Below are 23,141 nucleotides of genomic sequence, written 5' to 3'. Positions count from 1 at the left end.
GATGAACGTTGATGCGGGCGGGCTGCAGGCCTACACCGACGAGCTCCAAGCCCGGTTCATGCGGTTGCAGAGCGAGGCGCTGTCCCTGAACGAGCAGGCCCGCGCCGTCGAGGTCACGGAGAAGTCGGCGGACGGCCTCGTCTCCGCCACCGTCGGCGCCCGCGGCGAGCTGATCAGCCTCGACCTCGACCCCCGCGTGTTCCGCCGCCCCGACGCCCGCGGACTCGCGGACACGATCAAGGACACCATCCACCGGGCCACGCTCGCGGCCCAGGAAAGGGTGGTGGAGATCTTCGCCTCGATCGTGCCCGCCGAGCAGATGCGGGCGCACGTCGAAGGCGACGTCGAGGCCCTCATGCGGCAGCTGGCCGGCCAGATGGCCGAGGGGGACGGTCACCGGTGAGGAACGAGGAGGGCACCGAGATCACCGAGCCGATCTCGACCGGCATCTCCCAGTTCGAGCTCATGGCGAGTGATCTGGACACCGCCTACCGGTCGGACGAGACGGAGCTGCGCGGACTGCTGGCGGCCAAGATCTGGGGCACGGGAGCGGCCGGCACCGCGTTCATCCAGGCCCTTGAGGCGAACGGCGGCCTGGACCTGTGGCTCTACGACACCGGCGCGCTCGTGCAGGACATCAACAGGACACCGGCCAAGTTACGCAAGGCCGTCGGCAACTCGCTGAGCACCGACGCGGCGCTGGCCCAGCGCACGGCCCGCATGCTCGGCCCCGCCTGACGGAGCGCGACGTCGGATGGCGACAACGAAACCGGTCAACCCCAGTTACGTCCCAGGCAGAGGCGCGCCGCTCCGGCGGGTCCCCACCACCGAGGTACGCCCGGCCTGGGAGACGTCGGCGTTGCCCGACTGGGTCAACTACACGTTCATCCCGCTGTTCACGGCGGGCGAGCCGTGGCCCGCCGACACCAGGACGGTGGAGCTGGGCCGGGCGGCCCAGTTGTTCGACTCCCTGGCGGCCACCATGGGCGACGCGGTGGACAAGACAGGCACCGCCGTCGGCGCCATCGACGCCGGATACACCTCCCCGGCCAAACCGCCCGCGTTCACGGTCATCCGCCGGCAGTTCGACGACAAAACCGGCGTCGTCGCCAAGGCGAACCAGGCCGCGCAGCTGGCCGAGCACTTCGCCTCCTTCGCGCTGGAGGCCGACTTCACCAAACGGTCGATCAACATCGCCTTCTGGGTGTCGGTCACCGCGGCCGCGCTCGGCATCGTGGCCGTCAGCAGCCCCTTCGCGGCGCTGGTCGTACGCCTGTCCGCGCAGCTGGGCAGCGTCCGTGCCCAGCTGCTGCTGCGCCGGCTGCTGCTCGTCGCCGGCCGCGCGGGACCCGCCACGGGCGCCGGCCGGACCGTGCTCGCGGCCGGCGCCGGCAGCCGCTTCCTCGCGTTGGAGCTCGCGACGGAGATGCCAGAAGAGCTCCTGGAAGGTCTGGCCAGCCTGAAGGCCCAGCGCGACCAGATCAAGGAGGGGCTGCGGGACGAGTGGGACTGGCAGCTGACCAACGCCATCATCGTCGGCACCGTCATCGGCACCGCGACCGGCGTCTGGCTCGGTCGCCACATGGCCGGGTACATCGACCGGCTGCCCGGCATCGGCACGCTGTACCGGACGGCGGGCGCCCGCACCGGGGTGCTGCCCGCGTTCCAGCGCTATCCGAGGGCCGTGCTCGCCACTGCCCTGCCGAACGTGCCCGGCTCCGTGGCGGGCCAGGTCGGGGCCGGGGTCCTGGTGTACGGCGATCCCGGACGGATCACCCTGGAGTCGCTGGTGGGCGCCGCCGCTGCCGGCGGGTTCCGGGCGAACACGTACAGCCCGTTCAACGTGCACGTCATGGGCGCGGCCGTCCGCCCGACCACGACCCTGTCGAACTACGCCGCCAGCATGGGGACGCACCTCGCCGGGACGACCACGGACGGGTACCGCCCGGCCACGCACGGGACCGGACCGTCGCCGGACGGGCCCCGGCCGGCCGCCACAGCGCCGCCGCAGGTCGTCCCGCACCAGTGGGCCACGCCGGACCTCTCGGTGCAGACCACCCGCGACGTCACGGACACCCTTCAGCAGCGGCTCACCACCGGTGACCTGCAGCGCCTGCTGAACGGCGACCGCTCGCCGCGACCCACCTCACCGACGCCGCACATGTCGCCGGCTCAAGACGTCCAGCACCCGAGCGCTCCGGCCCGGCACCAGGCCCCGCCGCACCCCCAGAACCAGGCTCAGCCCGCTGAGGGCCAAACCACGCCCCAGCCGAAAACCGCCACCCCCCTCGCACCCGCTCCATCCGAGCAGAACGCCCAAGCCATGCCGGACGCCCAAGCCGAGCAGCGCGCCCAAGCCGAGCAGCGCGCCCAAGCCGAGCAGCGCGCCCAAGCCGCGCCGGACGGCCGTACCGCAGCCACAGCCGACGTCACGGCCGCACCCCCCGTGACTGTCACGGACCTGTCCACGCAGGCCGACTCCGACCGCCCGTCGCAGGACGACCCGGCCGCGGGCCGGCACGCACAGGCCGCGAGTCACCGTCCGGACGGTCCGGCCGCGGCCGCGCAGGGCGGGCCCCGCAACACCGACCTGGACCCCGACACCCGGCCACCGCTGCTCCCTCAGCACGACGAGCGGACCCTGGCCGCGCTGCGCGACGGCAACGCGTACGCCATCGACCCGAAGAAGGCGCTCAAGGCATCGCAGTGGGCCGGCCTCCGCCGGTTCCCCGGCGAGGTGGTCGAGGAGCGGGAGCACCGCAAACGAGTGCTGTCGCTGCTCCAAGTGCGCCTGATGGACGTGACCGACGAGGCGGGGACGACCCACCCCATCACCGAGTTCACCCTCCGGGTCCGGTTCAGGGCTCCCGACCTGAGCAGGGAGGAACTGCTGAAGGAGCAGTCGGACCTCCTCGACTCCATCGATCTGTTCTACAACCACCAGCACAGGCTCCGCGACGGCTCCCAGCTGCACCTGCGGGTGGAGCTCGTGGAGGCCCAGGGGAACGAGCCCGCCGTCCTGCTGGCCCCCGACACCGGGCGACGACCCGACTACGCCCACTTCGCCGTCGGCCAGGCCATCACCTTCTACGCTCACGAGCTGGGCCACCATCTGGGCTTCCCGGACGACTACGTGGACGAGACCGCATACGGGCGGCGCACGCTGACCGCCCCCTACGTCCAGCGGGATCGCACCCTCATGGGCGCCGACCGGCCTTTCTGGCCCTCATCGGCAAGAGTCGTGCGTGACCACCAGGGACGCGAGTTCCCAGCGGTGGTCGGCCTGCGCCCGCGTCACCTGGAGATCCTCTCCGACCTGGCGGAGACCAAGGAGGTCACCGTCCCCCGGCGTCGCGACAGCCGCCGGCGCACCGATCGGACCACGACGGTGTCACGCGACCTGCCGGTCGTCGCCGGTCCCGCGAGTCCGGCGGTGCCGCACGAGACGATCCACCTGCCGGCGCCCACGGCGGAGAGCACCAGGCTGCCCGACCACGTACGCGACCTGCTGGAGAGGTTCCCGGTCAGCGGGCCCGAGTTCTTCCAGCACGCGCTCAGGCTCGACCGCATGGCGGCCCTGCACCGGGACGTCCCGGTCGCGGACCTGACCCGGCACCATCTCGCCTACACCGACGCGCTGATCTCCACGGCGGTCGCCATGTACAACGCGGTGCCCGACCACGCCTTCGACGGCCCCGACCTCACCCGCTTCCGTGCTCTGCTGGAGCTGGTCGCCGACCAGGACGGCGCGGTGCCGGACGCCCGTACCCTCGTCCGTCAGCTGGCGGATGCGATGGACGTGGACCGGTTCCTCATCCGTGACGTGGAAGGGCTGTCGCGCTTCGCCGAGTGGTACCGCGCCACGGGCGGCCAGCGCTTCCCCGGCGAGCGGGGCGTGAAGGCGCTGACGCGCGCCGCCGGTGAGCTGTTCGGCGACGTCGAGGGCACAAGGGCCGTGGTCGAGGTCGCGCACCTGTTCGCGTCCGTGGCGGAGCTCTCACCGTCCATGGCGTACGGCGAGGTGGGCAGGCACTTCGGCGTCGTGGTGGACGCGGTCCGCGAGGCGCTCGCCGCGAGGGAGCCGGGCACGAAGCTGTCGGGCTACGACCTGGCTCAGCTGGTCGAGAGCGCCGTGACCAACGCACGGACCGCCGCCCCCGTGGCACGCGACACCCCGGACCCGGGCGCCACCGCGTACGCACCGGAGAACCCGGTCGATCCGCTCACCGGGTCACCCGTGCGCGGCCCGCGAGGACGCGCCGGTTTCGCCGGGCTGCCCACCGGCGCGGTGGCCTTCCACCACGACCCGGACCGGCCGGATCCGGCCGGGTGGCGAGCGCCACGGCCTGCGCGGGAGGTCGAGGTCCGGCCGATCGGGGACTGGTTCGTCGCGGACGGCAGGCGGGCCGCGCTGGACGACCTCACCGTCGCCGAGGCCCGCGCCGCCTTCGACGCCGAGGTCGAGCCGGCCGACCTCGGCAGCCGGTCCATGACCTGGAGCTGGGTGGACGACACCACCTTGCTCATCGGCGACCGGCACATCACCTTCGAGGTGGGGCCGGTCGACGGCGCCGCGCTGAGCCACGTACAGCTGGGCGAGGGCACCGCGCAGGCTCCCGACCGGGTACGCCTGGCCGCCAGGATCGCGCCCGACCAGGCGGCTCCCACCGTCCTGGCCGTCGTCTCCGACGTCTTCCAGCAGCTGACCGCCCCGCGCACCACGATGGCGGCGCTGACCGGCCACCCGGACGGCCGCGACACCTCGCACAACGCCCGCCAGAACGTCTTCCGCCTGCTGTCGCGCCAGTACAGGACCGCGAGCACCCCCGAGGCCAGAGCCGAGCTGCGGGCCAGACTCGACGCCGTCCTCGCGACCTTCACCGAGGGCGTCCCCGAGGGAGCCGGCCGCGAGCGCCTGGACAGGCTCCGCACCCTGGCAGAACCACCGCCGGCCCCCACACCGGCCCCCACACCAGCCACGCCGGCACCCGCCCCTCCGGCGCCGGAACCGCGCAGCACCGACCTCAACCCCGACACGCGCCCACCCCTGCTGCCGCTGCACGACGAGCGCACCCTGGACGTCCTGCGCGACGGCAACGCCTACTCCCTGGACCCGCGCCAGGCGGTCAGAGCGTCACAGTGGGCGCGACTGCGCCAGTACGCGGGCGAGGAGGTCGAGGAACGGCACCCGTGGGAGCGGAGCAGGTCCCGGCTGGAGGTGCGCTCGCTGCGCGTGGTGGACGAGGCCGGCACGACGCACGCCGTCACGGAGTTCACCCTGATCCTCCGGTACGCGGCCGACCCCGCCATGAGCGAGGCCGAGCTGCTCCTTGAGCAGTCGAACATGCTGGACGCGGTGGACGTCTACTACAACCACCAGCACCGCCTGCGCGACGGCTCCCAGCTGCACGTCAGGCTGCGGTTCGTGCCGGCCCAGGGCGACGAGCCCAGGGTCACCTTCCACCCCAGGACCCCGGGCGCCCGCCCCAACGCCGAGCACCTCTACGCCGGCTGGGGGCTCGCACTCGCCGCCCACGAGCTCGGCCACCATCTGGGCTTCGACGACGACTACATGGAGGCGGCCAAGCAGGACCGGCGCACGCTCGCCGGCACCCTGGTGCGGCGCGATCCCAGCTTCATGGGCTCGGAGCGGCTCTGGTGGGCCGAGGACTCCGTCTCGGACGTGTCCGGCAGCCCGTTCCCCGCCAGGGCCGGGATTCGCCACCGTCACCTCATGGCGCTGTCGGCCCTGGCCGAGACCATGGAGGTCACCGTCCAGCGGCGCCCCGGCGCGATGCGTCCCGGGGCCTTCGACCTCTCCTCCGCGCGGACGGAGACCCGGCCGCGCCGGCTGCCGGTCGCCAGGGGCCAGGCCGAGCCCGCCGTCCCGTACGAGACCATGAGCCCGGCCACGCCCACGCCGGACACGATCCGGCTGCCCGAGCACGTACGCGAGCTCCTGGCGGCCTTCCCCGCCCACGGCCGGGAGTTCTTCGACCACGTGCTGCGGCTCGAACGCATGGCGGCCGTGCACCGCGAGGTCACGGTCGGCGACCTCACCCGGCACCACCTCGCCTACACGGACGCGCTGCTCTCCACCGCCGCCGCCATGTACGGCACCTCGCCCGAGTTCCCCTTCAGAGGAGCCGACCTCAGGAGGATCCGCGCGCTGGTCGAGCTGGTCACCGACCAGGACGGCGCCCCGCCACGCGCCCACGCCTTCCTCCGCATGATCGCCCAGGCCATGGGCCGCGACCGGCTCTCCGTCCTGGACGTGGACGGCCTGGCCCGCTTCGTCGAATGGTTCCGCTTCACCGGCGGCCACCGCTACCCGGGCGAACAGGGCGTGGCCGTGCTCCGGCGCGCCGCCGGAGAGCTGTTCGGCGACATGGACAGCACGCGCGCCGTCGTCAAGGTGGCCCAGTTGTTCGCCGCGGCGGCCGACCACTCGCCCCACATCGCCCTCGGCCACGCGGGAGACCGGTTCGCGGTCGTGGCGGAGCGCATCGGGGAGGCACTCGCGGCGCGAGCGCCCGGGCAGTACCTGTCCGGCTACGATCTCGCCACGCTGGTGGCGGAGGCCCTCCCCGAGACCGCGTCCACGGCGGGCACCGAGACCCGTACGGCGGAACCGCCGCCTGGGTGGCAGCCGGGCGACACGGCGCTGCGTAGGGGCCGGCAGGTTGCCATCGAGATGGGCTGGACCGGCCTGCCGGACCTGCGGCTCCGGCAACTGGGCCAGCTCGAGGCCCTGTACGACGCCCGCACCCGCGACCGCCAGGCGGCCATGCGGCGGGCCGAGTTCCGGCTCGGCGGCCGGCGCGGCGTGTACGAGAGCGCGCTGGAGGCGCTGAACTCAGGAAACCCGGAGATCACGCAGGCCCTGTCCACGGGGGATCACCTCCTGTTCAGCGGCGCCCTGCTGGCCCACGCCGCGGCCCGCACCGCGAGCGGAGAGACGCGGTACGCGCGCATCGACGCGACGACCCGGCAGGACGTGCGCGAGTGGCTGTCCGTCACCGAGTTCGACCGGCTCGTGAGCGGCCTGTGGGACCTGCAGGCCGCGGACCCGGAGCTGATCCGGCGGTACGCACCCGGCTTCGCCACCCGGCCCGAGGGCGTTGTCGCGCTGCGTGCCTTCACCGCCGGACACGACACGGAGGTCAACGCGGCGATCAGGCAGGCGCCGGGCTCCGGACGGGGCGCGATCGACGGCTCGATCGACGGCTCGATCGACGGCTCGATCGACGGCTCGATCGACGGCTCGGTGGCGGAGATGTGGGCCGCGTGGCGGCTGCTGCCGCGCCTGGCTCATCCGGTCTCGTTCTGGCTGGACCTGACACCGCAGGAGCTCAGCGCGTGGACCGCCGTGCCGGACTTCATGCTGGACGCCTTCATGCTCGTGACCGCCCAGGCGGCGCACCCCGCGACCAGGGTGCCCGATGGCACGGTGCGCTACCGGTTCGACTTCGACGTGGCGGGCGCGCGCGAGCTCGGGCCGATCACGTGGCAGGCGGGCCTCCGCCAGGTGCTGGCCGAGCCGGGGACCAGGCTCCACGTCACGTTCGTCCCCGAGGAGCGGCGGATCATCCTGTCCGACGGCCCCGCCACCCGCCCGCCCATCAGCGGTCCGCCGCCGGCGCCGGCGGCGCGCAACACGGCACGGGATGAGCCGCCCGGCGGCGACCGGCCCGCACTCACCCCCTTCGCCCCGCCGGCGACCTGGCAGATGAACGAGGAGGCGTGGAAGGAAGGCGACGGCTGGGTGGCGACGAGGGACCGGGATGAGGGGACGCTCCGGCTCTACCGCCCGCTGCGCCTTCGCGGCATCCACGGCGTGCACGTCCTCGACGGCGTCCTGCACGTGCTCCAAGGCGATGGGTGGTTCCGGGTCGAGCAGACGGGCGGCCCGCGGTTGCGCGGCGTCCCACCGGCGGAACTCACGCCGGAGATGGCCGACCGGCTGCGGCAGCCGCCCGGCATCGTCGGCGTACCGGAGGGCTTCTACGTCACGGTGCACGAGGAGCCGGGCCTGCGCAGCATCCGCCACGCCACCGCGGACGTCATCGCCTCCTTCTCCCAGGGACGCCTCGTCGGGCTGCACGTCCCGGTGGGCGACGAGCGACTGGCGGGACTGCTGACCGGAGCCACCGCCCTGGGCACGCTCACCCATCCGGCGACCGGGCTCAGAGGCGTCAGGGTGAACAACGGCTGGATGGAGTTCACGGTGCTGGAGGACGCGTCCGTCGTGGACGCCGAGGTCCTGCTCGTGGACCTCTCCCAGGACCTGCCCGGGATGCGACGGACGGAGGTCGTCAACGAGCCGACCGGATTCGCCCGCGGCGGCGTCAACGACAACGCGGTCATCGCGAACCTCGATCTCTTCGACGGCACGCCGAGGACCGAGGTCGAGCAGCGCCTGCGCGAGCACGGCCTGCTCGGCCGCGCAGAGGACGTGCGCGACGTGCTGGTCAGGGACAACACGCTGGTGCTGGGAGCCGGGCGGACCCACCACGACCTGGCCCAGCCGCTGCGCCGCATCTCCCACGTCCTGCGTCACGTCGATCGCGCCCGCGTCCGGATCGACGGCCACGCGTACGACACGCGCGTGCTGCGCAGGTCCGGCCCGGCCGGCAACCCTCTCGGTCCCGCCGCGCCGGACGACCTCATCGAGGTGGCCAACGTGACGACCGGGGAGCGGCTGACCTTCCACCCGCTGGTCGCGGAGACGGCCGCCTCGCACGGCCTCTACGGAGGCAGGAGATCCCCGGCCCGACTCTCCCCGGAACAGATCATCCGCGTGCTGACGCATCTGAACGAGCGCCTGCCGGACGGCCACCTGGACCAGCTCGTCAGCTACGCCGACAGGGACCTGGACCGCCCTTCCGGCGTGGTCGCCGTCGTCGCGGCGACCACGCCGCCCGGCACCCGCGCGCCGGAGCTCCCCGTCCTGCCCGCGCCGGTCGCGGCCCCGCCCGCGGGAACGCGCCTCCTGGGCGGCAGGTTCGTGGGGAGCGACAACGTGCTGATCGAGTTCGGTGACGGCGGGCGGAGCCTGTGGGCCCGGCTCGGCAGCCCTGACGAGATCTCCCGCATCCAGGTCGACGGCATGATCGCCGTGGAGTACCGCACCGGAAAGGCGCGGGCCGGGTGGTCCTTCGAAGACCACGGCCTGGCGAAGATGTGGGACGTGTTCCTGCCCACCAAAGGGTTCGTCAACGCCAACGAGCGGAATCTACGCGCGCTCGGCTTCCAGCCGCTGATCGACGAGGGCCGGCTGCGGATCATGCGGCTCACGCACGGCACCACGACGATCCTCGCGGTGCTGAACGGCCGGCGGCTGACCGGGCTGTACACCGGCGTCCCCCTCACCCCGTCGCAGCAGCGGCTGATGAACGCGGCGACGATCCACGCGGACGCCGACGGCGGGCTTGAGCTGGAGGTCAACGGCCTCCCCTTCCAGCTCCGGGTCCCGGCCGGCCAGGAGGCCGGGAGCCGCCTGTACAACCCCAACCACCGGGGCGGCTCGGTCTACCTCGACCTGCCTGCCGCCTCGCCGAGAGCGTCCGGTCCCGTGGCGGCCGACGAGGCCGCGCGGATCGAGCAATCGCTCGGCCAGGTGGCCGCCTCGCCCGCGCACCTGCCGGGCTTCCGGCAGCTGGGAGCCACCCCGTTCTGGCAGGGCGGGCCGTTCGTACTCCGCCAGGGAGCGGACTCCCGCGTCGTGCTGTACCGGCGGACCACGGATGCCGCCGCCCGGCAGGAAGACCTCCATGACGTCCACGACGACGGCGCGGGACTGCGCATCAGAGCCGGCGCCGACACCACTCTGGCGATCACCGTGGACGGGCAGCCCGAGACCCTGTACCAGCGGGTACCCGCCCGCGGCGCCCGCCTGATCGGCGGCTCCGCCGACGGGGTGCGGCTGGGCGACGCCCTGGCGGAGTGGACGATCCACCCGGCGGAGCCGCACCTTCGCGACCTGGTGGTGCACGCCGGCCCGGACGCGCTCCAGGCCGCGCTGGACGCCGCGCCGACCGGCCGGCTCGACGACATCCGCACCCTTGAGCGGCAGTTCGCCTACCAGGTCACGCAGGGCTGGCGGAGCGACGTGCCCGGGGTGGTCCGGCACGACGACCACCTCGTACGGACGCAGGGAGCGACGCACGCCCAGCACGCGCTGCCGCTGCGCCTGATCAGGCACCTGGACGACGTGCTGCCGGGCTTCGACCGCGTCACCATCGGCGGGCAGGGGTACGCGGTCAGACGGGAGATGCCGCTGTTCCCCCCGCGATCCCCGTACGGTGACCTGCTGGACTACAGCCCCGACTACGTCGTCACGAACCTCGTCGACGGCACCGAGCTGCGCTTCCCCGGCCGGGCCGGCGAACTGATCGCCGCGCACGGCTTCTACGGCGACAACACGTACATGCGGCGCGTGGACCCACAGGCCATCGCGGTCATGTTCCCGTGGGCGGCGCCCACCGACGCGGGCATCTCAGGGCTCCTGCCCGGCTCGGCCACGGCCTCCGGGCCTGACCGGCCCGGCGGCGGCCGGCTCGGCGCCAGTCCGTACTGGAGAGGCGTGTCGCAGCTGGTCGGACGGTCCGGTGACGGCGATCCCGTGCTCTATCTGAAGAGAGAGCTGAAGGTCTTCGACCGTGGCATCGTGCGGCTGGACGTGGAGCCCGGAGCCGAGGGCGGTCCGGCCCTGCTGGTCACCCTCGACTCCTACAGCGACGAGTCGTACCTGATCCCCATGGGCGACGTACGGGCGGGAGCGCAACAGACGCAGAGCCCCACCATCACGTACGCACAGCGCCGGCAGTCCCCCCAGGAGCAGCTGGAGAGCGCCGGCTTCCACGTCATCCACGCCGAGGACGACCTGCGCATCCTGCGCTACGCCTGGTCCGGCGGCGAGATGCTGGCCGTCCTGGTCGGTGACGAGCTGGACGGACTCTTCAGCCGCGAGCAGGACCAGGAACCCGAGACCGGCGGCACCTCGAACCGGATCGACCTGCTGATCAACCGGAAACCGTGAGAGCCCTTCCAGCCATCGGTGAGCCAGGCCAGATCCGCTTGGTGGCGCTTCGCCACAGGGCGTGGATGTACTCCGGCGCGCCGCCGGAGAGCTGTTCGGCGACATGGACGGCACGCGCCGTGGTCAACGTCGCCCAGCCGTGAAGAGACCCTCGCGGGGACTGAGCCCTAGATGGGGTCGTCGAGGGCCGCGAGCTGAATCTGAACCCGTTCTGCGTCGGCGCCGCGCTGCTGGGCCCGGTACAGATCGAGAGCCTGACACCAGGACTGCCGGGCCGGTTCGGGACGGTCGAGCGCCGCCTGGGTGTGGCCGATCCGGTCGAGGGCGTCCGCTTCGTTGTAGGTGTGACCGAGATCCTGGAACAGGGCGCGGGCCCGCTCGTAGTGGCCGAGCGCCTCGACGTGACGGCCGGTGTGGTGGGCGAGGTACCCGAGGCTGTGCAGCGTGTCGGCCTCGCCTTCGACATCGCCGTGCCGCTGATAGATGCGTAACGCCTCCTCGCACTGCCCGCGCGCCGTGTCGTACCGGCCCAGCTCGGCGTGGAACCAGCCGGCGGTGGCGAGCGCGTCCGCCACCCACACGGGGTTGTCCAGCGTCCGGTACAGGTGCGAGGCGCGCATGACGTGCTCCACCGCCGACTCGTCGGCGCTCCGCGCCTTCTCCACCCACCCGTAGGCCATGTGCGTGTGAGCCTGGGCCGCGGTGTTGCCGGCGCGCTCGGCCAAGGACAGCGCGTGTTCGAGGTGGCGCACAGCTTCGGCGTGCCCGTCCAGCTGGGCCCAGGTGCCGCCGAGGTAGCGATGGGCCTCGATCTGGGCGGCGACGTCACCCAGCCGTTCCGCGGCGGCCAGGGCGGCCTGCCAGATGGTGAGCTCCTCGTGCCAGCGCCCGCGCCGCCGCTGGAAGGTGCGCGACGCCCAGGCGAGCTGCCACACCGAGGCGTGCAGGCCCTCGTCGGCCATCATGCGGTGCGCGGCGAGCAGGCAGTCGTGCTCCGCGTCGAACCACGACAGCGCCGCCGTCTGGTCCTCCAACGGCTCGGGGCGGCAGCCCTCGGCCGGGGCGCCGATCTCGATCGGCTCGCGGTGCGGCTGCAGCAGGCGGTCGCCGGCGTAGGCGGTGTGGACGTAGAAGTCGGCCAGCCGTCGCAGGGCGGCGGCCCAGGCGTCGTCGGACAGGCCGCGCCGGGCCTGCTCGGACGCGTACACGCGGATGAGGTCGTGCATCCGGTGACGGCCGCGTACGTGCTGCTGGACCAGATGCGCACCGTCCAGCTCCCGCAGCGCCTTGGCGGTACGGGGTGGCGGCCATCCGGCCAGGGACGCGGCGGCCGCGAGGCTGACGTCCGGCCCGGGGGCCAGGCCGAGCAGGGCGAGCAACTCGGCGGCGTCCGCGCTGAGGCCGTGCTTCGACCAGGAGAGCACGGCCCGCACGTCGGTGTCCGCCTCGCCGGTGTCCAGCGCGTCCAGCCGGGTCGAGTGATCCCGGAGCTCCTCGGCGAACACCGACAGCGGCAGGCCGGGATGGGTGAGGATGCGGGCGGCGACGATGCCCAGCGCCAGGGGCAGGCCGCAGCAGTAGCGCAGCAGGTCGCGCACCACCTCCGGCTCGGCGGCGAGCCGGTCCGCGCCGAGCCGGCGGGTGAGCATTTCGTGCGCCTCGGCCTCGCCGAGCACGTCCAGGATGATCGGGCGGGCGCCGTGGGCGGCGATGAGACCGGTCAGTTTGTTACGGCTGGTGATGAGCACGGTGCAGGTGGGGCTGCCTGGCAGCAGCGGCACCACCTGACCGCTGGTGGCGGCGTTGTCCAGGACGACCAGCATCCGCCGGCCCGCGACGAGACTGCGATACAGCGCCGCCTGCGCGTCGAAGTCTTTCGGGACCGCGCTGGGGTCGACGCCGAGCGCGTCGAGGAAACCGCGCACGGCCGCGACCGGGGACGTGGGTTGCGCGCCGGGGGAGAAGCCCTGGAGGTTGACGTACAGCTGCCCGTCGGGGAACCGGCCGGCCTGTTCGTGCGCCCACTGCAGGGCGAGCCACGTCTTGCCGATCCCGCCCGCGCCCTCGATCGCGAAGGCCGCCATGGACGTCCCGTCCCTGGCCGCGTCGTCCAGCGCGGCGGTGAGCGCACGCAGTTCCCGCTCCCGGCCGGTGAACAACCGGGGCGGCGCGGGAAGCTGCCGCGGCGTCGGCGACGTCCCGTCCTCCGACCCGCCGTCCGGGAGGTCCAGCGCCGGATCAGCGGTCAGGATCTGCTGGTGCAGCCGCCGCAGCGGCGGGCTCGGATCGGCGCCCAGCTCCTCGGCCAGCCGGTCGCGCAGGCTCTGGTAGCGGTCGAGTGCGTCACCCTGCCGGCCGCCGCGATAGAGCGCGAGCATGAGCTGCCCCGCCAGCCGCTCGTCGAGCGGCCGCGCCGCCGCCGCCGTGTGCAGCGCGGCCAGCACCTCGTCATGCCGGCCACGGGCCAGCAGCAGGTCGCTGAGGTCCAGCTCGGCTCCGATCCGCGCGGTCTCCAGCTCGCTTCGCAGCGTGCGCACCCAGGGCGTGTCCAGCTCAGCGAACGCCTCCCCCCGCCACAACGCCAGCGCCCGGCGGAACAGATCGATGGCCACCACCCCGTCATCCGTGGCCCGGGCTTCGCCGATCAGCTCGTAGAACCGGTGCAGATCTACCAGCCCTCGCTCCAGGCAGGCCATGTAACCGCTGGCGTGACGCACGATCCCGACCTCGTCGAAGCCGCCGAGGGCATGCCGCAACCGAGCGATGTAGGTGCGCAGCGTCCCCCTGGCCTGACCGGGCGCACGATCCGCCCACACCCGCTCCACGAGCCGATCCGCCGGAATGGCCTCGTTGGGACTGATCAGCAACGCCGCCAGCACGGACCGCTGCCGCGCCGGCCCCACGTCGAGCGGACACCCGTCCACGTACGCCTCGATGCTCCCCAGCAACCGGAACTCGATGGCCATCCGCCCTCCCATCAGGGCCGCTGTGATCACTCCGCCGAAAGCGCCACGTCAGAGACGTGGCGCTGCACGCTGTCGGCGGCCGAGGACCGAGCGCCACCGAACGCACATGGTCCACCCCGCCTCACGGGTCCCGCAACAAGATCACGCATATCGGCGTCCCCTCGCCGCGGCCCCCGCACCGGCGAGCGCTCAGGAGCGGAGACAGCGATCGACACCGTACGGGCGTCCGAAGGCTGAGCGCCGCTGGTCGTACATGGTCCACAACCATTCCTCGGCTAATGCTCCACATTCGCCTGTTATGAGAGCTTATATGCGCATCCAGACAAAGCGCACGGCCAGGCGTCCCTATCTCACGAATCACGCTGGAGCCATGGGATTGTGGAGCACGGGATTTGTCGCACTCGCCGCCTATCCGTGCGTGCGATGGCCGTACCCTGTCAGCAGGCCGTGTATTGAGGAGCATGAGTATTTCCGCCGCTGACCGAGACCGATAACCGAACATGGAGAGGTGTGCCGAGTGTCCTTCACCGAACAGATCATGCCGATCTTCCGTGTCACTCTGGAGGTGCTGCGTGAAGCCGGGGGCGCGGTGCCCCCCGGTGTCGTACGCGATGCGGTGATCGAACGCGTTGCCATACCTCGTGACCTGCAGAGTCCTGATGCACATGGCGAGATCCGGTGGTGGACCGAGGTCGGTTTCCGCACCGGCGAGGCGGCCTCCTTGGGCTGGATGGCCAAGAGGAACGGCTGGTCGATCACCAGCGACGGGATCAAGGCGCTGGAGGACTTCCCGGGTGACGTCATCTGTCAGGAATTGCGCCGTCAATACCACAATCGGCGACTCTTCAGGGCAGGAGAGTTTCCCAGCGCGTTCGAGCAATATCAACGCAATCTCGGCTATGCGCGGCAGCTCGTGCACGGCGGTCGTAACTTGGAAAGGTTGGGTGTCGGCGCCTTCGATGTCACCGATCTTTACAGGGCGGCATGGACCCAGGCGGTCGCGGCACTTGATCACTGGGTCACTCAAGAGATCATCGACCGAGCAGTAGCTCTCGCACAGAGGCCAGAAGTTCCTCGCCCGAACAACTTCAGCAAGCTGTCCATGCCAGTCGAATTGGTAGAAAAAGTACACCGTAACGGCGAACCGTTGGATGAAGCGTTCCGCGCCGCTCTTGAGGGGTTCTTCGAGTACAAGACCTTCCAGCATCCGGACAAGATCGCGGAGGGCTTCTCCCATGTCAGTAAGATCAAACTGTGGAAGTCGGTCGCTGACAAGCTGACTGACCAAGATCCGAGTATGCCGATCGCGGCCGATGAGATACGCGCCCAACTCACCGAGATCGCAAGGCGCCGGAACAACATCGCGCACACTGCTGATCACGACCCGGACAGCTTCCGCCGTAAGAAAAAAATCACCGCGCGGGAGGCCGAGCAGGCCATCGATGTACTCGAGTCGGTGGTGATCGCGATACTCCAGGCGCTTGGTGACCTGCCGCCGGCTACGGATCCCAGCATTCCCCCAGCCGAAGTCGGCTCTTTGGGGGCGGCTCCGGTCGTGGCTGATGCGAAACGCAGGGGTGTGATCCGGGGGCTGTCGAAATGGACCGAGGAGAGCCTTCTCCACGCCCTCGACGAATACTGTCCTCCTGAAGTGGCCGACACACTCCTCGCTGTGTACCGGCATGCGGAGGGCCATCCGGCTTTCCGCGGCTATTACTTCGGGCAAGGCGTCCACCCATCAGCCACTGCCTGGTTCAGTACCGGCCAGGACGAGGCGGCGGTGTGGAGTATCTATACCGGCGTGAGCAAGTCGGTGCTGTCGATCAACTTCGAGTGGATGCGCAACAGGGGTGTGCCGATGGATCGCCTGGAGCGACTCGCCCGTGCCCTCTCCGTACTCCCCGGATGGGCGGACCTCCCGGAGCGCCTTGCCGCGGCCGACTACGCGAGGAGGCCGTCATCCATCACGCTGGCTCTGGCGAAGCCTGACGCCTCCCACATCATCCTTCGAGCCATGGACGCCCTGCTTGCCGGTGACAAGGTGGCGTGATCGCCGGCTGGGCCGTCGTCTTTGCTCGAAGCGCGGGCGTGACTGCGTGCCGCCGACGGTGTGGGGATGGCCGTTGAACCCTGCCACGCATGTCGTCCCCACCGGCGGAGAGGTTAGGTTAACAGTTTTTTGTAGGCTTACTACAATTGTGTTGATGATCGTATAGCTGTACCTTCGGGGTACAGCGGAGAGCCTTTCGAGGCGGGCCGTGTAACGGCTACGGCTCAGAAAAAGCCGTGCCCCGGGCGGCATGCGAAGCAGAGGCGGACCCGGGGCTTACGACTTCGAGCATATCCCGAGGCACCGCCGTATGACAGCCATGCCTTCGGAGGTGTCGTCTTGCACACTGATCTGCCCCGATGGGTTGAGCGGGTGATCTCGGTACCGCGCTTCGCCCCGTACCTCGGCGCGCTTTCAGGAGATCGCCTGGTGGCATGGGACTTGTATCAGTGGAACGTCCAGGTGTCCGAGGCGTTCTACGGGCCGCTGCACTGCCTGGAGATCTGCCTGCGTAACGCCGAGCACGACCAGTTGCGGAACCGGTTCGGAACGGACGACTGGTGGCGGGTGGCGCCTCTGAACATGTCCGAGGCGGCCAAGGTCACTGCCGCCAAGCAAAAGCTGGCCAGGAAGGACGTCCGCCGGCCCTCTGCCGATGACGTGGTCACTGAGCTGTCGTTCGGCTTCTGGGTATCACTTCTCAGCAGGAAGTACGACAGGCACTTGTGGGTCCCCGCCTTGCACCGGGCGTTCCCGTACTATTCGGGCAGCAGAGAATCGCTACGCGACAACTTGCAGGCCATGGTCTTTCTGCGTAATCGCATCATGCATCACGAGCCGATCCACCACCGTCATCTGGCGGCGGATCATGTCAAGATCTACACCTTGCTGGGCTATGTCGAGCCGCAGTTCGCCAGCTGGCTGCGTGCCTTTGACCGGGTGCCTGAGGTGCTGGCCCGACGGCCGGAAGGGACGAGACGATGACCTCGCCCCAAGGTTTCGTCTCGCGAGCCGAGATCGCACGGCTGGCTGAGGTCAAACGCCCCGCCGTTAGCAATTGGGAGCGCCGACACGAAGATTATCCACGGCCGCGACTCGTCGGAGGCGAGCAACTGTTCGAGGTCGAGGCGGTTCTGGAGTGGCTCGACCAGCGCAGGATCGCGAGCAACGCGCTCCTGCCGAACGAGCGGTCGGGTGCGACCTTCGGCCAACGGTTCCGCAGGAATCTCGCAGGACCAGCGGCACAGAGCCCGCAGGCGCAGCCGGTCAGCACTAAGCGTCCCAAGACGAACGACTTGTGGCGGACGCTCGACCAGCTGAGAGGCGCGTATGACATCCTGAGGTACCGCGATCTGGTGCTCAGCCTGATTTTTATGCGTGCGCAGGATCGAAATGGATGGTCATCCGTTCTCACTGGCGACCGCAGTGATCCGGCGTCGCTGATGACCTCCATCAACAACAAGCTCGGAACCGGCGACGCGCCGCCGCCGATCGCTTTTCAAGTGGATGCGAAGATCCCGTCAGAGCTCGTCGAGTTCGCGGATGTCGCTGTCGACGAATTGGGTGGCGCCGCCGCCTTCCGTACTCTGCTGGATCGCTTCGCCATGCTGGAAGGCAAGCGTGGAGGGGAGTTCTACACGCCTCCTTCCATCGTCCGCGTTCTGGTGGAGGCCCTCGCCGCCGAAGCGCCCGGGACCATCTACGATCCATGCTGCGGCTCGGGGGAGATACTGCTCACAGCGGCCCTTCAAACTCCCGGTCTTGCCGTTCATGGTGACGGTCTCAATGCCGAGGCCCTGACCCTGGCGCGGATGAACCTGGCGCTGCATGGCATCGACTCTCGACTCGGCAGGCAGTCGATCGATGTCCTCAGTCGTCCCGGTAATGGCGACTCCAGTTATTCCTACATCGTCGCGAACCCCCCGTTCGGCCTACGCGGCTGGTCCCGGGAAGATCCGGCGCTGGAAAGGTCCTGGCTCTATGGACCACCGCCTCGTGGCAACGCGGACTTCGCATGGCTGCAGTTCGTGCTGGAGCGGCTGGCGCCAGGTGGGCGTGCCGCGGTCGTCATGCCTGCCGGAGCCGCTTTCCGCGGGGGACGCGAGCGCGTGATCAGGCAGGCCATGGTGGCGGACGGCTGTATCGAATCGGTGATAGCACTGCCTCCAATGCTGTTCTACAACACGGCGATCGGCGCCACGATATGGGTTCTGCGTCGCTCCTCTAATCCGCAGCGGGAGTTGCTCCTGGTAGACGCGACCGGGCTGGGCAGGTTGTCACAGCGTGCTCAGCGAGAGTTGTCGGAGCAGGACCATGAGGTGATTCGCGCGGTTCTCACCGACTGGCGCGCGGGTGTGACCCCCGCCCACGAGGCGCTGCCCACCGCCGTCGTGACTGCTGCGGACCTGAAGAAGAATGATTACGACCTCACCCCCGAGAAGTACGCCCTCAACGAGGCCGCGGCCAGGACAGACGACGGCCGTCAAGGCATCGAGACGTTGCTTCGTGAGCTGGCTCGTCTGGGAGAGCGGTCGGCGAGGGTGGACATGGTCATGGATCAGATGATCGGCCGAGCTCAGATACTCGAACCTCCGGTCCAGGAGTTGCCGCCGGGCTGGCAGGAAGTACGCCTCGCCGACATCAGCGAACTCACCGCAGGCCCCTCCGCCCGGGCCTCGGACGACGGGTCTGTGGGCGTCGTCAGACCGCGTAACCTCGTCGGCGGGCGCATCACAGGAAGCTTCGATCGCATCGACGAGGGCACAGCCGGCAAACTGGAGACTCATCGGCTCGCGGAGGGCGACATCCTTTGCACGCGTACCGGAGTGGTCGGCCGACACGCCTTGGTGACCTCCGCACACAAAGGGTGGATGTGCGGCACCGGGCTGATCAGGATTCGTCCCAGACAGGGAATTGACCCGAAATACCTGAGCGACTATCTGAACTCACCATCGGTGCTCGACTGGCTGACTCGCCATTCTGCTGGGAGCGTGCTTCCCAGCATCAACACTCGCGTCCTAGGAACCTTGCCTGTGGTGCTTCCTCCCGCCGAGGCACAGGGGGAGATCGGCCGTGTCCTTCAAGCCTTGGACGACAAGATCACGACGCATGAGCAGATCGCACGGGCCACCGCGGCTCTCCGAGACTCGCTCTATCCTCTCCTGACCTCGGGGAGAGTCCGTCCGCCCGAATAAGATGCCTCGGCCCCTCGTCAAGATGACGAAGGCCGTAGCACCGGCTCACCATGCACTCCGAACCAGAAATGAGGAACGAGCTGCCGGGCTCGTCCTCCTGGTAACCACGTGCGCTGAAGCGTCCAAGCGGGAGGAGCCGAAGAACTCCTCCCGTTCGGACGGCGCCTTACTTCGCCACCTGGTCACCGCAGCGTGGGCAGTTCCCTCAGCTGACGGCGGGAGGTGATGCCGAGCTTGCGGAAGATGTTGCGCAGGTGGGCGTCGACGGTGCGGGGGCTGATGAACAGGCGCCCCGCGACCTCCTTGGACGTGGCGCCGCCCGCGACCAGGCGGGCGATGTGCGTCTCCTGGGCGGTGAGGTCGTCGGTGTCGCCCGTCGTGCGGCCGCGGACGTCCTCGCCCGCCGCGCGCAGCTCGGCGGTGGCGCGGTCGGCGAAGGCGGTCATGCCGATGTCCGACAGCCGCTCGCGGGCGGCGCGCAGCTGGGTGCGCGCGTCCCGTCTCCTGCCCTGGCGGCGCAGCCATTCCCCGTAGAGCAGGTGTGCCCTGGCCAGGTACGGGGCGAGGCTGGTCGCCTCCAGGTGGTCGAGCGCCGCGCGATGGTCGGCCTCGTCACCGGTGACCAGCGCGCGGGCGTAGGCGCCGACCCCCAGCGCCCACGGTGTGCCGCTGCCTTCCGTGCGTTCGGTGAGCGAGGTCAGCGCCGCCTCTGCCGTCTCGTGATCGCCGCTGCGGGCGGCGGCCTCCACCAGCTCGGGCAGGGCGATCGCGGTGACGAACAGGTCGCCGTGGCGGGTGGCCTCCCTGGCGGCGGTGAGTGCCGCCGGATAGTTGGCGAGACCGTTGGCGAGGACCGCCGCGGCCCAGTGGGCGTTGGCGATCGTCTGCCCGGTGCCGCTCGCGGCGGCCTCGGCGGTGAACGTCCCGATCATGGTCCTGGCCTCGGCCGCCCGGCCGCGCATGGCGGCCAGGTGCAGCCGGGGATACCCCAGCGGCGCCACCCCGATCGCGTCCGCCACCGCCTCCTCCTCGGCGATCGCCGATGTGGCGGCACTGAAGTCGCCGACGTGCACCGCGCTCGCGGCCGCCATGCCGAGACCGAGGCGGAGCATGAGCGGCGACCCGGTCTCACGGGCTCTGGCCAGCACCCAGTCGGTGATCACGCCGTGGGTGCCGACGTCCCAGAGCTCGACGGCGAGCATGCCGGCCAGCGCGGGCCGCTCGGTCCACAGGGGACTCGCGGCGACGGCCTCGCGTACCGGCCGCGACGCCGCGCGGTGCCCCTCCGCCGCGAGGCGTACCAGCGCGTCGAGGAGGTCGGGCGGTCCGGGCACCGCCGGCGCCGAGCGCGCCGCCTCGACCACCATGTCCATGACACCGCTCGCCCTGCCGACGACCAGGGCCATCTCCACGGCGTCGAGATAGCAGTCCCGCGACCGCCTCGGGTCGGTCGCGGCGAGGCGGCGGGCCGCGCTCAGCATGAACGCCGGGCCGTCACCGTCGCGGTGCCGCACGAACGCGATCCTGCCGCGCATCAGCTCCACCCTGGCCACGGTGGCGTCATCGTCGGACGCGACGGTCGTGAGCAGGCGGGCGGCTTCGTCGGGGGCACCGGCGTCGAGGTGGGCGTGTGCGGCGGCGAGGGTGCGCTCCACGCGGCGGTCCTGGTCGCGGGACAGCGCGGCCGCGCGCTCGTGGAACGCCGCCGCCGCAGCCACTCCGCCGCGTGCGAGCGCGCGGGCGGCGGAGCGGTCAAGCTCGGCGGCGACGTCCTCGTCCGGTCCTGAACCGGCCATGGCGCGGTGCCATGCCCGCCGGTCATGATCGCGTACGGGGTCCGTGACGCCGGCGAGCGCCGCGTGCACGGCGTGCCGGTCGTCGACGGCCGCCGCCCGGTAGACGGCGGACCTGGCGAGCGGGTGGCAGAACCGCACCCCGGGTCCGAGCACGACCAGGCCGGACGCCTCCGCGTGCGCACCGGCATAGGCCTTTACCCCGAGCAGTTCCGCGGCGGCCCACAGCAGGCCGGGATCGCCCGTCGGGTCGGCGCTCGCCACCGTGAGCAGGAGCCGTACGTCCGGCGGCAGCCCGGCGAGCCGGTCGGAGAAGCTGCGTTCGACCCGGCTCGCCACCGACGACGTGGCCGGCATGGCGAAGCCGCCCGCGCCGGGAAGTTCGAGCAGGGCGAGCGGGTTGCCGCCCGCCTCGGCCAGCACGCGGTCGCGCACGGCCTGGTCGAGCGTCGTACGGGTGTCGGCCAGCAGCCGGTGCGCGTCGTCGTCGGTGAGACCGGTCAGCTCGACGCCGGGCAGGTCGTCGAGCCCGTGGCGGGCCGCCAGCACCATCACCACCGGCTCGGCCGCGACCCGGCGGGCGAGAAAGGTCAGCACCCGCAGCGAGGCGTCGTCGAGCCAGTGTGCGTCGTCGACGAGACACAGCAGCGGGTGCGCGTCCGCGGCCGAGGTCAGCAGCTCCAGGGCCGCCATGCCGACGCGGAAGATCTCCGGTGTGCCCTCGGCGAGCCCGAACGCGGCGTCGAGGGCGGTACGCAGCGGCTCGGGCAGGTCGACGTCACTGAGCAGCGGCGCGCACAGCTGATGCAGGCCGGCGAACGGGAACTCGGTCTCGAACTCCGCACCTGACGCCTCGACGACCCGCATCCCGCGCGCCGCGCCCCGTACATGGTCCAGCAGCACGCTCTTGCCGATGCCTGCCTCGCCGCGAAGCACCAGCACCCCGCCCTCGCCGTTTCGTGCGCGCCCGACCAGCTCGTCCAGCCTGCGGCGTTCGGTGTCCCTGCCCACGATCGTCCGAGCCGCTGTCCCCACGGTGGCCACGGTATCGCGCATCACCGATGCCGCCGATGTAGGTGGTTCTCGCCGATGCCGGCGGACGGCCCCGGTGTGAGTCTGAGGGACGTACCCGGACGAACCCCAGGAGGGGAGCCCTGATGTCGACGGCAGTGCGCGAGGCACCTACCCGCGCCGCCCAGGCGATCGTGCTCGCGGCGGCGACGCTGGTCGTCGCGGGCCTGCTCGTCGGCGGCACCGGGGTGGGGCTCGCCGTACCGAACCTGAACCTGCGGCTCACCGAGCCGGCGCCGCCCGAACACCGCGGCCGGGTACTCAGCGGATTCGTCGCCGCCGTGTTCCTCGGCCAGTTCCTCTCGCCGCTCGCCGCACAGCCCCTGATCGAGGTGCCCGGCATCGCGGACACCTTCACATCGACCGGGATCGTGGCCTTCGCGGGCGTGCTCGTCGCCTCGATCGCGGTCCGTCGTTCACACCGAGGAAAGGAAATCCGATGATCTACCACACCGTCCGCATGACGCTGCGGCCCGACGCCCCCACCGACAAGGTCGACGCCGCGCTGGAGAGCCTGCGCAACCAGGGGCGGGTCATCCCGGAGGTCGTCTCGTTCGTGGTCGGCCGCGACGTCGGCGGCGAGTTCGCGTGGGGCGCCACCTTCGTGATCAAGGACCTGGACGGCTACTGGGCGTACCTGAAGCACCCCGCCCACCGGCACACCGACGAGATCGGTCTCCCGCTGGTCGAGAACTTCGTGTCGTTCGACGTCACCGACGACGAGGACCCGGAGGTCGCGGAGAAGATCGCCGCCCTGCACGAGCGCCGCTACGCGGAGGACCGCGCGCTCACGCAGCTCGTGTCCGACCTCGCGTCCTACAAGGGCAGCAGCGCGCCGGGCCCGCACGGGGGCTGACCGCGAGGACCGACCTGGTCTCCGCCGTACCGCCCCGGAAAGCAGAAAGTCCTGGTCACGTCTGTGCGTGACCAGGACCCTTTTGGTGTGTCCGAGGGGTGAGCGTCACCAATCGCACATGGCCTGTCGCGATCCCTATTCCCGTGTGCCACTTCATCTGGCCTGACGAT

General features: G+C 70.9%; 10 protein-coding genes. 8 read left to right on the top strand and 2 right to left on the bottom strand.

Features of this window, described 5'->3' with window-relative positions; genetic code table 11:
• Position 1: 1 nt before the first annotated feature.
• Genes AB0K28_RS10815 through AB0K28_RS10805 form a run of 3 tightly spaced genes read left to right on the top strand, consistent with a single transcriptional unit; the run spans position 2 to position 11,041 of the window.
• Positions 2-403 carry a YbaB/EbfC family nucleoid-associated protein gene (locus AB0K28_RS10815; protein WP_364367791.1) on the top strand — a complete coding sequence of 134 codons (402 nt, stop codon included), beginning with the start codon at positions 2-4 and terminating at the stop codon, positions 401-403.
• Positions 400-738 (top strand): hypothetical protein, encoded by a 339-nt coding sequence (locus AB0K28_RS10810; RefSeq protein WP_345392563.1) that lies wholly within the window; start codon positions 400-402, stop codon positions 736-738. The genes AB0K28_RS10815 and AB0K28_RS10810 overlap by 4 nt, the downstream gene beginning before the upstream one ends.
• A gap of 16 nt (positions 739-754) precedes the next feature.
• Positions 755-11,041, top strand: coding sequence for a hypothetical protein (locus AB0K28_RS10805; RefSeq protein ID WP_364367788.1), 10,287 nt, complete (start codon positions 755-757; stop codon positions 11,039-11,041).
• 167 nt (positions 11,042-11,208) lie between these two features.
• Here the strand turns inward: AB0K28_RS10805 and AB0K28_RS10800 are convergent, their stop codons facing one another.
• The gene (locus AB0K28_RS10800) at positions 11,209-14,007 is read right to left on the bottom strand and encodes a BTAD domain-containing putative transcriptional regulator (RefSeq protein ID WP_364367785.1); all 2,799 of its coding nucleotides are present in this window, start codon (positions 14,005-14,007) and stop codon (positions 11,209-11,211) included.
• Between the two features lie 517 nt (positions 14,008-14,524).
• On the opposite strand from AB0K28_RS10800, the gene AB0K28_RS10795 reads away from it, so the two are divergent.
• The 3 genes from AB0K28_RS10795 to AB0K28_RS10785 all read left to right on the top strand — a co-directional run bounded on the left by AB0K28_RS10795 (position 14,525) and on the right by AB0K28_RS10785 (position 19,251).
• Entirely contained in the window at positions 14,525-16,057 is a 1,533-nt protein-coding gene (locus AB0K28_RS10795; RefSeq protein ID WP_364367782.1) for a hypothetical protein, read from the top strand.
• 339 nt (positions 16,058-16,396) lie between these two features.
• Positions 16,397-17,041 carry a hypothetical protein gene (locus AB0K28_RS10790; RefSeq protein WP_364367779.1) on the top strand — a complete coding sequence of 215 codons (645 nt, stop codon included), beginning with the start codon at positions 16,397-16,399 and terminating at the stop codon, positions 17,039-17,041.
• Positions 17,038-19,251, top strand: coding sequence for an N-6 DNA methylase (locus AB0K28_RS10785; protein WP_364367776.1), 2,214 nt, complete (start codon positions 17,038-17,040; stop codon positions 19,249-19,251). Before AB0K28_RS10790 ends, AB0K28_RS10785 begins: the two co-directional genes overlap by 4 nt.
• A 182-nt stretch (positions 19,252-19,433) precedes the next feature.
• Here the strand turns inward: AB0K28_RS10785 and AB0K28_RS10780 are convergent, their stop codons facing one another.
• The gene (locus AB0K28_RS10780) at positions 19,434-22,079 is read right to left on the bottom strand and encodes a LuxR family transcriptional regulator (protein ID WP_364367773.1); all 2,646 of its coding nucleotides are present in this window, start codon (positions 22,077-22,079) and stop codon (positions 19,434-19,436) included.
• A gap of 122 nt (positions 22,080-22,201) precedes the next feature.
• Between AB0K28_RS10780 and AB0K28_RS10775 the strand changes: the two genes are divergently transcribed.
• Positions 22,202-22,558 (top strand): hypothetical protein, encoded by a 357-nt coding sequence (locus AB0K28_RS10775; protein ID WP_364367770.1) that lies wholly within the window; start codon positions 22,202-22,204, stop codon positions 22,556-22,558.
• Positions 22,555-22,971, top strand: a complete 417-nt coding sequence (locus AB0K28_RS10770) for a Dabb family protein (protein ID WP_364367767.1) — start codon at positions 22,555-22,557, stop codon at positions 22,969-22,971. The genes AB0K28_RS10775 and AB0K28_RS10770 overlap by 4 nt, the downstream gene beginning before the upstream one ends.
• Positions 22,972-23,141 lie beyond the last annotated feature (170 nt).

It is taken from the genome of Nonomuraea sp. NPDC049504 (genome assembly GCF_040676845.1).
Taxonomy (GTDB): domain Bacteria; phylum Actinomycetota; class Actinomycetes; order Streptosporangiales; family Streptosporangiaceae; genus Nonomuraea; species Nonomuraea salmonea.
This window is presented reverse-complemented; position numbering and strand designations above follow the sequence as displayed.